This is a genomic window from Rhizobium leguminosarum (assembly GCF_002953715.1).
Lineage (GTDB): Bacteria > Pseudomonadota > Alphaproteobacteria > Rhizobiales > Rhizobiaceae > Rhizobium > Rhizobium leguminosarum_V.
Genome location: NZ_CP025012.1, coordinates 167,910 through 180,470, shown reverse-complemented (window position 1 = coordinate 180,470; position 12,561 = coordinate 167,910). Strand labels below are relative to the sequence as shown.

General features: G+C 62.1%; 12 protein-coding genes and 1 riboswitch. Of the genes, 4 read left to right on the top strand and 8 right to left on the bottom strand.

Going from position 1 to position 12,561, the window contains the following annotated elements; all coding sequences use genetic code 11:
• Positions 1-2 precede the first annotated feature (2 nt).
• A riboswitch (SAM riboswitch) is annotated at positions 3-81 on the top strand.
• Positions 82-123: 42 nt separating this feature from the next.
• The gene (locus CUJ84_RS00950; RefSeq protein WP_105004850.1) at positions 124-1,308 is read left to right on the top strand and encodes an O-succinylhomoserine sulfhydrylase; all 1,185 of its coding nucleotides are present in this window, start codon (positions 124-126) and stop codon (positions 1,306-1,308) included.
• A gap of 352 nt (positions 1,309-1,660) precedes the next feature.
• A complete protein-coding gene (gene apaG / locus CUJ84_RS00945) occupies positions 1,661-2,053 on the top strand; it encodes a Co2+/Mg2+ efflux protein ApaG (RefSeq protein WP_026170930.1) in 393 nt (130 codons plus the stop codon).
• A 288-nt stretch (positions 2,054-2,341) separates the two neighbouring features.
• On the opposite strand, the gene CUJ84_RS00940 is transcribed toward apaG, so the two are convergent.
• From CUJ84_RS00940 to CUJ84_RS00930, 3 genes are all read right to left on the bottom strand, one after another.
• Positions 2,342-3,334 (bottom strand): Hsp33 family molecular chaperone, encoded by a 993-nt coding sequence (locus CUJ84_RS00940; RefSeq protein ID WP_105004849.1) that lies wholly within the window; start codon positions 3,332-3,334, stop codon positions 2,342-2,344.
• A gap of 90 nt (positions 3,335-3,424) precedes the next feature.
• The gene (argF, locus tag CUJ84_RS00935) at positions 3,425-4,339 is read right to left on the bottom strand and encodes an ornithine carbamoyltransferase (protein WP_105004848.1); all 915 of its coding nucleotides are present in this window, start codon (positions 4,337-4,339) and stop codon (positions 3,425-3,427) included.
• A 42-nt stretch (positions 4,340-4,381) separates the two neighbouring features.
• A complete protein-coding gene (locus tag CUJ84_RS00930; RefSeq protein ID WP_105004847.1) occupies positions 4,382-5,581 on the bottom strand; it encodes an aspartate aminotransferase family protein in 1,200 nt (399 codons plus the stop codon).
• Positions 5,582-6,001: 420 nt separating this feature from the next.
• On the opposite strand from CUJ84_RS00930, the gene CUJ84_RS00925 reads away from it, so the two are divergent.
• Entirely contained in the window at positions 6,002-6,535 is a 534-nt protein-coding gene (locus CUJ84_RS00925; protein ID WP_105004846.1) for a GcrA family cell cycle regulator, read from the top strand.
• Positions 6,536-6,692: 157 nt separating this feature from the next.
• A complete protein-coding gene (locus CUJ84_RS00920; protein ID WP_105004820.1) occupies positions 6,693-6,977 on the top strand; it encodes a GIY-YIG nuclease family protein in 285 nt (94 codons plus the stop codon).
• 209 nt (positions 6,978-7,186) lie between these two features.
• Here the strand turns inward: CUJ84_RS00920 and phoB are convergent, their stop codons facing one another.
• The 5 genes from phoB to pstC all read right to left on the bottom strand — a co-directional run bounded on the left by phoB (position 7,187) and on the right by pstC (position 12,391).
• Positions 7,187-7,870, bottom strand: a complete 684-nt coding sequence (gene phoB / locus CUJ84_RS00915; protein WP_003545181.1) for a phosphate regulon transcriptional regulator PhoB — start codon at positions 7,868-7,870, stop codon at positions 7,187-7,189.
• A 131-nt stretch (positions 7,871-8,001) separates the two neighbouring features.
• On the bottom strand, positions 8,002-8,715 hold the full coding sequence (gene phoU, locus CUJ84_RS00910; RefSeq protein ID WP_024321049.1) for a phosphate signaling complex protein PhoU: 714 nt from the start codon (positions 8,713-8,715) through the stop codon (positions 8,002-8,004).
• A 44-nt stretch (positions 8,716-8,759) separates the two neighbouring features.
• Positions 8,760-9,575 carry a phosphate ABC transporter ATP-binding protein PstB gene (gene pstB, locus CUJ84_RS00905; protein ID WP_105004845.1) on the bottom strand — a complete coding sequence of 272 codons (816 nt, stop codon included), beginning with the start codon at positions 9,573-9,575 and terminating at the stop codon, positions 8,760-8,762.
• A 15-nt stretch (positions 9,576-9,590) separates the two neighbouring features.
• The gene (gene pstA / locus CUJ84_RS00900; RefSeq protein ID WP_105004844.1) at positions 9,591-10,913 is read right to left on the bottom strand and encodes a phosphate ABC transporter permease PstA; all 1,323 of its coding nucleotides are present in this window, start codon (positions 10,911-10,913) and stop codon (positions 9,591-9,593) included.
• A complete protein-coding gene (pstC, locus tag CUJ84_RS00895; protein WP_105004843.1) occupies positions 10,910-12,391 on the bottom strand; it encodes a phosphate ABC transporter permease subunit PstC in 1,482 nt (493 codons plus the stop codon). Before pstC ends, pstA begins: the two co-directional genes overlap by 4 nt.
• Positions 12,392-12,561: the final 170 nt, after the last annotated feature.

Here is a 12,561-nt window from a genome sequence, read left to right as displayed (position 1 = left end):
CAGAATTATCCCGTGGTGATTTGGCCGGTCGGCTTGCAGCCACGTTAAACAAGTGGCTAAAAAGACCGGGTTGAAACCGGTCTGCTTTTGCGACCGGTTTTTTTGTTATGTGAAGGTGATGGCATGAGCAAGACCTGGCGCCCGGCAACCCAACTCGTCCACGGTGGCACGCTGCGTTCGCAATATGGCGAGACGTCCGAGGCAATCTATCTCACGCAAGGGTTCGTCTATGAGACGTCGGAGGCGGCCGAAGCCCGCTTCAAGGGCGAGACCGAGGGCTTCATCTATGCCCGCTACGGCAGCCCGACCAACGACATGTTCGAAAAGCGCATGTGCATGCTCGAAGGCGCCGAAGACGCCCGCGCCACCGCTTCCGGCATGGCCGCCGTCACCGCGGCGATCCTCTGCCAGCTGAAATCAGGCGATCATATCGTCGCCGCGCGTGCCCTGTTCGGCTCCTGCCGCTGGGTCGTCGAGACGCTGGCGCCGAAATACGGCATCGACTGCACGCTGATCGACGGCCGGGATCTGGCGAACTGGGAAAAGGCGATCACGCCGAAGACCAAGGTGTTCTTCCTGGAAAGCCCGACCAACCCGACGCTCGAAGTGATCGATATCGCAGGCGTTTCCAAGCTCGCCAACCAGATCGGCGCCAAGGTCGTCGTCGACAACGTCTTTGCGACACCGCTCTTCCAGAAGCCCCTGGAGCTCGGCGCCCATATCGTCGTCTATTCCGCCACCAAGCATATTGACGGCCAAGGCCGCTGCCTCGGCGGCGTCGTCCTTTCCGACAAGGAATGGATCGACGAGAACCTGCACGACTATTTCCGCCATACCGGCCCGGCGATGTCGCCGTTCAACGCCTGGACGTTGCTGAAGGGCATCGAGACGCTGCCGCTGCGCGTGCGTCAGCAGACCGAGAATGCGGCAAAGATCGCCGATTTCCTGGCCGATCAAGGCAAGGTCGCCAAGGTGATCTATCCCGGCCGCAAGGACCATCCGCAGGCCGATATCATCGCCAAGCAGATGACCGGCGGCTCGACGCTGGTCGCCTTCGAGCTGAAGGGCGGCAAGGATGCGGCCTTCGCGCTGCAGAATGCGCTCGATATCGTCAAGATCTCCAACAATCTCGGCGACAGCAAGAGCCTGATCACCCATCCGGCGACGACCACGCACAAGAACCTGACGGATGAGGCGCGCGCCGAACTCGGCATCTCGCCTGGTACGGTCCGCCTTTCGGCCGGCATCGAGGATACCGACGACCTGATCGAGGATTTCGCGAAGGCGCTTGCCAAGGTCTCCGCCTGATCTAGGGATAAGCGGCCGGACCTCATCTGGAGTTCGGCCGTGCCCAGATCTCACTAAAGCGCGTCGCAATTCGCTCCTCGCGCTTTAGTTTTTGTTTCTACGCATGTCGTTATCGCAAAACCGCTGCACACTTTTGCGCGACATGCTCAGGGTTCGGCCGGATCAGCCCGCGGAACCGCGGAACAAGTTTGCCCGCCGCGGCGTTCCGAAACGGAATTAACACTGACAATTAGGCTTAACGACCGAAAACCCTTCGGATCACGGCCATTTCAGCGATGATAATTGTTCCGTTTCTTGACGGACAGGGCCTCTTATAAGATACGGGTAACATATCTTGACTAAGGTGCAAGGCATGTATCGCGCCCTCACAAGAGACATCGAAGTTGTCGTCGAACCGTTCTATCTGGAGGAGCAATCCGACCCGGAAGACGATCGCTATGTCTGGGGTTACCGGATTGTCATCAGCAACAATTCCGGCATAGCCGTTCGACTGGTCAACCGTTACTGGAACATCACCGACCAGAACGGACAGGTGGACGAGGTCACCGGTCCCGGCGTCGTCGGCGAGCAGCCGCGGCTCAGCCCCGGCGACACCTACGAATATTCCTCCGGCTGCCCGCTCGACACGCCCTCCGGGCTGATGTTCGGCCATTACCAGATGGAAACGGACGAAGGCGAGATGTTCGATGTCGACATCCCCGCCTTCTCGCTGGATTCCCCGGGGCTGCTGCGCGTGCTTAACTGAGGCGCATCAATTGAGACGTCATATTCCGTCAGCGCCACGTTCCTGAGACGTCTTCGACGCCCGGCTCCTGGGGGATTGCCGAGGCCTGCCCCTCATCCGCCTGCCGGCACCAACCGGGGTCGAGCCACGGGTCGCGACCTCTCCGTTCCCCACCAACCTTTCGTAGGGCACGGCCCGTCGCCCCGTTTTTACGGGGGTCCGCAGGACGGGTCGAGACCAGTGGCTCGACCCCGGCAAGGTTAGGGTGAGGGGCAGCCATTAGCGCCAACCGGACAGCGGTGGTGTCAACTATTCGACCCGCTGAAGCTCGGCCGGCTCGAAGCGGTAGGTGGTCGAGCAGAATTCGCAGGTGACGGCGATTTCGCCATTTTCCTGGCTGGCTTCGATCTCTTCGGCCGAAAAGCCTTTCAGCACACCTTTGATCTTGTCGCGCGAGCAGCTGCAGCGGTCGAAGACGGCGCGCGGTTCGTAGACGCGCACGCCGCGCTCGTGGAACAGGCGGAACAGCAGCCGTTCGGTGCCGACAAGCGGATCGGTGAGTTCATCGGCGTCGATGGTCTCGACCAGCGATCGCGCTTCGGCCCAGGCATCGTCCTCGCCGTGCGGGCGGTTGCCGGTGTCGCCGTCGCCGCCGTGGAGATCCGGCTGGCGCATGCGCTCCGGCGCTTCTGGCAGGAACTGGGCGACGAGGCCGCCGGCCCGCCAGCGATGGCGTGGCTTGCCCGCATCGTCACGGTCGAAGAGTTCGGCCGCGGCAAGGCGGACGCGCGTCGGGATCTGCTCCGACTGGCGGAAATAGACGCCGGCAATTTCTTCCAGCGTGGTGCCGTCGAGCGGAACGATGCCCTGGTAAGGCTGGCTGAACTTGCCCTGGTCGATGGTGAAGGCGAGCACGCCCTTGCCGAGCAATTGCTCCGGCTCGGTCTCGCCTGACTCGATCGCCTTGTTGAGCAGCGCCTGATCGAAACGGGCATAGGCGCGGACATTTTCCGGCGTCGAGAAATCGGCGACGAGAAGATCGACCGGGCCGTCGCCCTTGGTCTGCACCGTGAACTTGCCGTCGAACTTCAGCGAGGTGCCGAGCAGCACCGTCAGCACGACGACTTCGGCAAGCAGCCGGGCAACGGGTGCGGGATAATGATGGCGCTCGAGGATCGCATCGAGCATCGGGCCGAGCTGAACGGCGCGGCCGCGCACATCCAGTCCTTCCACCTGGAAGGGGACGACATGGTCATCGCCGGCGAAATCAAACTGGCCGAGGGCGGCTGCAGCTTCTGCCATGGCTTTTCACTCCTAGTTTCAGAGCGATGGGCCAGCGTGCCCTTCGCTCACGCGGTCGCGAGTCTGTGACTCGCGACGTCCGATTATGGTTCAGATCGCGCCCAGGCACCAAGCAAGAATCGACTTCTGCGCATGAAGACGGTTTTCCGCCTCATCGAAGACCACGGATTGCGGACCGTCGATCACTTCGTCCGTCACTTCCTCACCGCGATGGGCGGGCAGGCAATGCATGAACAATGCATCATTGCCGGCTTTGGCCATCAAGGCCGCGTTGACCTGATAAGGCTGGAAGACATTGTGACCCCGGGCCCGATGTTCCTGATTCATGGAGACCCAGGTATCGGTCACCACGCAATCGACGCCGGCGACCGCACGGTCGGCATCATGGCAGAGCATGATTTCGGCGCCCTCATTGCGGGCCCAGTTCAGATAGTGATCCTTGGGCTCGGAGCCAAGGGGTACGGCCATGTTCATGCGGTAGCCGAAACGCGCGGCACCCTCGACCAGCGAATGCAGCACATTGTTGCCGTCGCCGGTCCAGGCGATGGTCTTGCCCTTGATCGGGCCGCGGTGCTCTTCGAAGGTCATGATATCGGCCATGATCTGGCAGGGATGGGTGTCATCCGTCAGCGCATTGATGACAGGCACGGTCGCATGCTGGGCCAGCTCGACCAGCCGCGAATGTTCGGTGGTGCGGATCATGATCGCATCGACATAACGCGACAGCACCTTGGCGGTGTCGCCGATCGTCTCGGCGCGGCCGAGCTGCATCTCGGTGCCGGAGAGGAACAGCGTTTCACCGCCGAGCTGGCGCATGCCGACGTCGAAGGAGACGCGGGTGCGCGTCGAGGGCTTCTCGAAGATCATCGCCAGCATCTTGCCGGCGAGCGGCTTGTCACCCGTGCCGGCCTTGAAGGCCTGCTTGCGGGCGAGCGCATCGTTCATGATGGTTCTGAGATCGGCTGATGTGACCGCCGAAAGATCGAGGAAATGTTTAGGAGCCATATCGTCTTCTTACCTGTGCTGCGCCCGAAGGCGGCAATCTCTTCAAGCCGTCTTCTTGACCTTGGAGGCGCGAATGCTCTCGGCGGCGTGCTCGATGCGGGCAAGGCCCTCGCGGGCTTCCTCGGCGGTGACCACGAGGGGCGGAAGAAGGCGGATGACATTGTCGCCGGCGGGCACGCCGAGCAGATGGGCGGCGCGGATCGCCTGCAGCAGCTCAGCTGAGGGAACGGCAGCCTTGACGCCGAGCAACAGCCCCTCGCCTCTGATATCCTCGATCACATCGGGGTAGCGATCCTTCAGCGAGGCGAGGCCCTGGCGGAAGACCAGTGCGACGTCGCGCACATGCTGGAGGAAGCCATCGGCGAGGATGATGTCGAGCACGGCGCTGCCGACGGCCATGGCAAGCGGATTGCCGCCATAGGTCGAGCCATGTGTGCCGGCCTTCATGCCGGAGGCGGCCTCTGATGTGGCAAGGCAGGCGCCGAGCGGGAAACCGCCGCCGATGCCTTTGGCAACAGCCATGATGTCGGGTGTGACGCCCGCCCATTCATGGGCGAAGAGCTTGCCGGTGCGGCCGACGCCGGTCTGGACCTCGTCGAGGATCAACAGCAGGCCGTTGTCGTCGCAGAGCTGGCGGAGCGCCTTCATGAACTCGGTGGTGGCAGGACGGACGCCGCCCTCGCCTTGCACCGGCTCGATGAGAATTCCAGCCGTGGCATCGGTGATCGCGGCGCGGACCGCTTCGATGTCGCCGAAAGCCACCTGATCGAAACCCGGCGCCTTGGGGCCGAAGCCTTCGAGATATTTCTCCTGGCCGCCGGCGGCGATGGTCGCCAGCGTCCGTCCGTGGAAGGCGCCTTCGAAGGTGATGATATGGAAGCGCTCGGGATGGCCATTGGAAAACTGATAGCGGCGCGCCGTCTTGATCGCGCATTCGAGCGCCTCGGCACCCGAATTGGTGAAGAACACCTTGTCGGCGAAGGTCGCGTCCGTCAGCCGTTTTGCCAGACGTTCCTGTCCGGGGATCTCGTAGATGTTCGACAGGTGCCAGACCTTGTCGGCCTGCTCCTTCAGCGCGCCGACCACATGCGGATTGCTGTGGCCGACGGATGTGACGGCAACGCCGGCGCCGAAATCGAGATATCGCTCGCCAGTTTCGGTGATCAGCCATACGCCCTCGCCTCGCTCGAACCGCAGCGGGGCACGAGAATAGGTGTCATAAAGCGGCGCGGCTTCAGCCATGGCGCGATCTCCATCAAAGTTGCCGGGCAATGACTCCGGCTAAGGAAACCAGGCCCGAAAAATCAAAAATGCCGCCTTGCGGCGGCGAGTGGCACTATTTCCTTTTCGCGCTGCAATGTCAACAAAACGGCGCCCTTAGCGTATGCAGCACAGGTGTACAGCGGCATTTTCAGTCTTCAACAGGCATTATTGCAGAAATGCCACGCAGGGGCAGCAAGTTGGGGAAAACTACGAATTCGATTCATCCGGATTCATGCGACTCTTGTCACGGAGTCAGGCTCACACTAGGTTAAAGATCAATTACTAGACTGCATGCGGCGGAACTAGTCACCAAAATTGATCAAGCGTTTCTTGTTTCGGAGCTCCCGGGACAACGGTGAGGGATTCTGCCATCACCAACGCAAAAGGTGGAGACAGGGCATGAACTGGACAGACGAGCGGGTCGAGAAACTCAAGAAACTTTGGGCCGAAGGACTGAGCGCCAGCCAGATCGCGGCACAACTTGGCGGAGTCAGCAGAAACGCGGTCATCGGCAAAGTGCACCGGCTGTGCCTTCCCGGCCGTGCCAAGGCCGGCGGCACAAACACCGCGGCGCGAACGCCGAAGCGCAATACATCGGCGCCGCGCGCGCCGAACTTCGCCTCTCGCATCACCACCCGCACCGTTACCCGCCAGCAGGGCGCGACGATGCTGAAGGAAGAGATCGAGATCGAAACGATCGAGGAAATGGAATACGCGCCGAGAGGCAACGTGGTGGTGCCGATTTCGCGCCGCCTCGGCCTGACGGAACTGACCGAGCGCACCTGCAAGTGGCCGGTCGGCGATCCGCTGAAGGACGACTTCCATTTCTGCGGCTGCGAGTCCCCCGACAATTCGCCTTATTGCAGCTATCACCAGAAGCTCGCCTACCAGCCGGTGAATGAACGCCGCCGGGCGGCAGCGCGGGCCAGCTGAACGCGGGCTGACCATCGTTAGAATGCAGAAAACGGGCCGAGTGGCCCGTTTTTTTATGCGCGGATGGAAGTGCTCAGAGTTTTTTTGCTCTAGTTTCCCCCGCGCTCCGTCATCCTCGGGCTCGACCCGAGGATCCAGGCACAAGCACTCTGCCTGCATGGCGGGATATGTTTACATCGTGACCAACCAGAAAAACGGCACGCTCTATATCGGCGTGACATCCGATCTGGAGCGTCGCATCTATGAGCACCGCGAGGGGCTGACGCCGGGATTTGCATGGAAATACGGCTGCACCCGCCTCGTCTGGTACGACGAACATTGGGATATCGGTAGCGCGATCCAGCGCGAGAAATCGTTGAAGCGCTGGTACCGGCAATGGAAGATCGATCTTGTCGAGGCCATGAATCCCGAATGGAACGATCTCTATCTTACGCTGTGGTGAGGTCGGGCTGCGCGGATGCCATCGCCTTTCTCGCAACGCTCGCCGCATGGATCCTCGGCTCAAGGCCGAGGATGACGGAGTGTGGGGGAACGTACGGGGCAAATACAGCGATGCGTGCCGGAATATGGAACCCTCAACTCCGCAGGCAGCAACCCAATGAGCCGCCCCGAACCGGGCGCAAAAACGCGGCACACTGTCACCACCAGCCCTCAGGCTTCCATCGAATAACCGGCGCCGCGGACGGTGCGGATGACGTCCTGCATGTTGGAGAAATTCAGCGCCTTGCGCAGGCGGCCGACATGGACGTCGACGGTGCGCTCGTCGACATAGATATCGTGGCCCCAGACGCCGTCGAGAAGCTGCGAGCGGGAGAAGACCCGGCCCGGCGACGACATCAGGAATTCCAGCAGGCGGAATTCGGTGGGGCCGAGGCGGACTTCGCGGGTCTTGCGATGGACGCGATGGGTCTCGCGGTCGAGCTCGATGTCCCCGCATTTCAGCACCGTCGACAGCACCTCGGGACGGGCGCGACGCAGCATCGCCTTGACGCGGGCAACGAGCTCGGGGGTCGAGAAGGGCTTGACGACATAATCGTCGGCGCCCGTCGACAATCCGCGGACGCGCTCGCTCTCCTCGCCGCGCGCCGTCAGCATGATGATCGGCAGGCGCTCGGTTTCCGGCCGCATGCGCAGGCGCCGGCAGAGCTCGATGCCGGAGACGCCGGGCAGCATCCAATCGAGGATGAGCAGATCGGGCGTGCGCTCCTGAAGCCGCATTTCGGCTTCGTCGCCACGAAGGATGGTATCGACCTCGAAGCCTTCCGCTTCGAGATTGTAGCGAAGAAGCACGCTGAGGGCTTCCTCGTCTTCAACAACTGCAACTCTCGGGATCATGCGTGTCGGTCTCCTCGCGCATGATCCTTAAACCGGGGGTGATTTAAGCAATGCATCCTGCGCAAAATCAGAATTGGCTGCGACCTCTTGCGCGCCCGGATGGGCGCGCACGCAAGCGGCGGTGTGGGCGGTTATTCGGTGACCGCGCCGACGGTATTGGCGCTGTCGTCCTTCGGACGGTCGCCTTCCGGCTGCGCGCCTGTCGTCATGTAAAAGATCGTCTCGGCGATGTTGGTAGCGTGGTCGCCGATGCGCTCGATGTTCTTGGCGCAGAAGAGAAGATGCGTGCAGCTGGTGATGTTGCGCGGATCTTCCATCATGTAGGTCAGGAGCTCGCGAAACAGCGAGGTGTACATCGCGTCGATCTCGTTATCGCGTTCGCGGATCGCATTCGCCTTGTCGGCGGAACGATTGGTGTAGACGTCGAGCACTTCCTTGAGCTGGACGAGCGCCAGCTCGGACAGGTGCTCGAGGCCGCGGGCGAGCTTGCGGGGAACGCCGGTGCTTTGGACGGCGATGACGCGCTTGGCAGTGTTCTTGCCGAGGTCGCCGACACGTTCGAGATCGGCGGCGATGCGGATCGAACCCATGATTTCGCGCAGGTCCGCGGCCATCGGCTGGCGGCGGGCGATGGTGACGATCGCCTTGTCGCCGATTTCGCGTTCGGCGTGATCGAGGATCACATCGTCGGAGATGACCTTCTGCGCCAGCGCGGTATCGCCGTTGACCAGCGCCCGCACGGCTTCGGCGACCATCTGCTCGGCCAGGCCGCCCATTTCGGAAATCCGCCTGGACAGGAACTTCAGATCATCATCATAGGCAGAATAAATATGTGTCGATGCCATGGGGCTTTATCCTCGAATAACGGAAAGGCTTGGTGACGCCAAAATCAGCCGAAGCGACCCATGATGTAGTCCTGGGTGCGCGGATCGTCGGGATTGGTGAACATCTTGTCGGTGTCGTTCTCCTCGACGAGATTGCCGAGGTGGAACATGGCGGTGCGCTGCGAGACGCGCGCGGCCTGCTGCATGGAGTGGGTGACGATGACGATCGTGTAGTTCTCGCGCAGCTCGTGGATCAGCTCCTCGACCTTGGCGGTGGCGATCGGGTCGAGCGCCGAGCAGGGCTCGTCCATCAGGATGACTTCAGGGCTGACGGCGACGGCACGGGCAATGCAGAGGCGCTGCTGCTGACCGCCCGACAGGCCGGTGCCGGACTCGTGCAGGCGGTCCTTGACTTCGTTCCAGAGACCGGCGCGGTGCAGGCTGGTCTCGACGATCTGGTCGAGATCGGCCTTCGACTTGGCAAGGCCATGGATGCGCGGGCCGTAGGAGACGTTTTCATAGATCGTCTTCGGGAACGGGTTCGGCTTCTGAAAGACCATGCCGACGCGGGCGCGAAGTTCGACGACGTCGATATCGGGATCATAGATATCGTCGGTGTCGAGGGTAATCTTGCCGGTGACGCGGCAGCCGTCGATCGTGTCGTTCATGCGGTTGAGGCTCCGCAGGAAGGTCGACTTGCCGCAGCCGGACGGGCCGATCAGGGCGGTTACGGTGTTTTCGCGGACGTTCAGGTTCACATCGAAAAGCGCGCGCTTCTCGCCGTAGTAAACCGAGACATCCTTTCCGATCATCTTATACGGGACGTTGCTCATCTTGTGATCCAGCGCCTTTTCAACTGCAGCTTCCGTCAACATATTCATGATGTTTAACTCCGTTTACCAGCGGCGCTCGAAGCGACGACGCAAGAGGATGGCGCCCATGTTCATGACGATCAGAAACAGGAGCAGGACGATGATGGCACCCGAAGTACGCTCAACGAAGGCACGTTCGGCCTCGTTGGCCCACATATAGACCTGTACGGGCAGAGCCGTCGAGGGATCGAGCGGTGTCGTCGGCGCGTTGGCGACGAAGGCGACCATGCCGATCAAGAGCAGCGGCGCGGTTTCGCCGAGCGCATGCGCCAGGCCGATGATCGTGCCGGTGAGGATGCCGGGCATGGCGAGCGGCAGAACGTGGTGGAACACCATCTGCATCTTCGACGCCCCGAGGCCGAGCGCTGCGGCGCGGATCGACGGCGGCACGGCGCGCAGTGCCGCACGCGTGGCGATGATGATGGTCGGCAGGGTCATCAGCGTCAGCACCAGGCCACCGACCAGCGAAGCCGAGCGCGGCAGGCCGATGAAGTTGATGAAGACGGAAAGACCGAGCAGGCCGTAGACGATCGAAGGGACCGCGGCGAGGTTGTTGATATTGACCTCGATCAGGTCCGTCAGCTTGTTCTTCGGCGCGAACTCCTCGAGATAGATCGAGGCGGCGACGCCGATCGGCAGAGCGAGCACGAGCACGATCAGCATCAGATAGAGCGAGCCGATCAGGGCGACGCCAAGGCCCGCGGCCTCCGGACGGCTGGAATTGCCGTTGACGAAGAGGCCGGTGTTGAACTGCTTGTGGAGAGCGCCGCTCGCCTTCAGCTCGTTCATCCAGGCAACCTGCTTGTCGTTGACCTTGCGGTTCTTCTCATCGACCGACAGGTCGATCTGACCCTTGTTGGCGCTGTCGACATTGGCGTCGGCGAGCACCGTGACATTGACCGTCTTGCCAATGAGCGACGGATCGGCGACGACCATGTCGCGCAGCTGGACCGGCGCACCCTTGGAGAGCATGGCGGATGCATCGCGCACATCGGGACGGCTCGAGGCATTGACGTTCAGCTGCTTGACGATCGCGTCGCGCAGGAGAACCGGATAGTTGGCGGCGATCAGCACCGAAGGGTCGGTCGCCCGCTTATTGTTCGGGTCGATCGTCTTCTCGGAGAATTCGATCGGCAGGGTAATCGCCGTCTGCTGGAAGGCGGTGTAGCCTTTGCCGATCACCGTCCACAGCAGGATGAAGAGGAAGACGAGACCGAAGGTGATGGCGGCGATGCCATAGGCCTGGAACCGGCGCTCGGCGGCGTAGCGGCGCTTGATGCCGATATCGCGGCGCACTGGCGCCTTGGAAACGGTGACGCCTGATGTGGGAGAAACAATATCCGTCATTCGTACTGCTCCCGGTATTTGCGCACGATGTAGAGCGCATAGATATTGAGGCAAAGCGTGATGCAGAACAGCGTGATGCCAAGGGCAAAGGCAACCAGCGTCTGCGGCGAGGTGAACTCAAGGTCGCCAGTCAGCTGGTTGACGATCTTGACGGTCACCGTCGTCATCGGCTCGAAGGGGTTGATCTGGATGCGGGCGGCGACACCGGCGGCCAGCACGACGATCATGGTTTCGCCGATGGCGCGCGAGGCCGTCATCAGCAATGCGCCGACGATGCCGGGAAGAGCGGCCGGCAAAACCACTTTCTTGATGGTTTCGGAGCGTGTGGCCCCAAGACCGAGCGAACCGTCACGCAGGGCGCGCGGCACGGCGGTGATGATGTCGTCCGACAGCGAGGACACGTAGGGGATCAGCATGATGCCCATGACGATGCCGGCCGTCAGAACGCTCTGCGCCTGGATGAAATTGCCGTAATTGCCGGACAGAAGGCCGCTGATCTGGGCGGAGAAATCGCGCAGGAACGGACCGACGGTGACGAGCGCGAAGAAGCCGTAGACGATCGTCGGAATGCCGGCGAGCACTTCGAGGAGCGGCTTGGCGATCGAGCGCACCCTCATCGAGGCGTATTCGGCCATGTAGATGGCGGCAAAGAGGCCAACCGGCACGGCGACCAGCATGGCGACCAGGCCGATATAGATCGTGCCGAGCAGCAGCGGGATCAGGCCGAACTGGCCGAAGGACGAGCTGCCGGCGCCGGCAAATCGCGGATCCCAGACGGTGCCGAAGAAGAAGTCCATGGCCGGAACGGCCGCAAAGAAGCGGGCGGCTTCCGACAGCATGGAGAGCACGATGCCGATCGTCGTCAGAATGGCGATCGAGGAGGCGAGCAGCAGGCCCCAGAGCATGACGCGCTCGACCCTGTTGCGGGCGCGGAAGCGCGGAGCGATGGAGTGCAGCGCATAGAAGGCGCCGGCAATGGCGAGAGCGAAGACAACAGCCGTCATGGCGATGCGGCTCGTCATGCTCATGGCGTTGAGCTTTTTGGCGGCGTCGAGCATGTAAGGCAGCGGCTGGCCGGCAAGCGGCACACCCTTTTCGAGGAGCTTGGCCTGCAGGGCGGCCGGATCGCTGGAGACCGCCGCAGCTTCATCCGCGCTCAGCATCGTCAGGCCGCGGGCGACCGTCGCCACCATCGAATAACCAAGATCCTGCTCGACCGAGGCTTGGGCCTTGATGTCGTCAGGGACAGCGCTGCGAACCGAGGACTGGATGATGCCGGGGCTGATGGAGAGCCAGAGGCAAAGGACGATGAGAGCGGGAAGAACCGCCCAGATCGCCGCATAGGCGCCGTAATAGGCCGGCCGTGAATGCAATGCGGAGGATCGGCCTCCGGCAAGCGCCGTGGCACGGTTGCGCGCGACCAGATAGGCGGCGGCTCCGATCACCACAATGCACAAAAGTATGATGGATGTGCTCATTCGTTACGTCCCCAGGCCCATAGCCCCCAAAAAGCCCGGCAGCTTCATCAGCCTGCCTTCAGCTTCCACTCATGGAGAAGGAATTCCAACCCTGCAACTCCAGAACCGCCGGCGCGCAGGGACATAAGGCAATGCCGGCGCGGGCTGAAAGGCACCGCGCCGGCAGAGTG

Coding starts and splice junctions, on each gene's coding strand:
- CUJ84_RS00940 (WP_105004849.1), bottom strand. CDS start 3,334: ATGGCAGAAGCTGCAGCCGCCCTCGGCCAGTTTGATTTCGCCGGCGAT.
- pstC (WP_105004843.1), bottom strand. CDS start 12,391: ATGAGCACATCCATCATACTTTTGTGCATTGTGGTGATCGGAGCCGCC.
- CUJ84_RS00925 (WP_105004846.1), top strand. CDS start 6,002: ATGAACTGGACAGACGAGCGGGTCGAGAAACTCAAGAAACTTTGGGCC.
- CUJ84_RS00950 (WP_105004850.1), top strand. CDS start 124: ATGAGCAAGACCTGGCGCCCGGCAACCCAACTCGTCCACGGTGGCACG.
- pstB (WP_105004845.1), bottom strand. CDS start 9,575: ATGAATATGTTGACGGAAGCTGCAGTTGAAAAGGCGCTGGATCACAAG.
- apaG (WP_026170930.1), top strand. CDS start 1,661: ATGTATCGCGCCCTCACAAGAGACATCGAAGTTGTCGTCGAACCGTTC.
- argF (WP_105004848.1), bottom strand. CDS start 4,339: ATGGCTCCTAAACATTTCCTCGATCTTTCGGCGGTCACATCAGCCGAT.
- phoU (WP_024321049.1), bottom strand. CDS start 8,715: ATGGCATCGACACATATTTATTCTGCCTATGATGATGATCTGAAGTTC.
- phoB (WP_003545181.1), bottom strand. CDS start 7,870: ATGATCCCGAGAGTTGCAGTTGTTGAAGACGAGGAAGCCCTCAGCGTG.
- pstA (WP_105004844.1), bottom strand. CDS start 10,913: ATGACGGATATTGTTTCTCCCACATCAGGCGTCACCGTTTCCAAGGCG.
- CUJ84_RS00930 (WP_105004847.1), bottom strand. CDS start 5,581: ATGGCTGAAGCCGCGCCGCTTTATGACACCTATTCTCGTGCCCCGCTG.
- CUJ84_RS00920 (WP_105004820.1), top strand. CDS start 6,693: ATGGCGGGATATGTTTACATCGTGACCAACCAGAAAAACGGCACGCTC.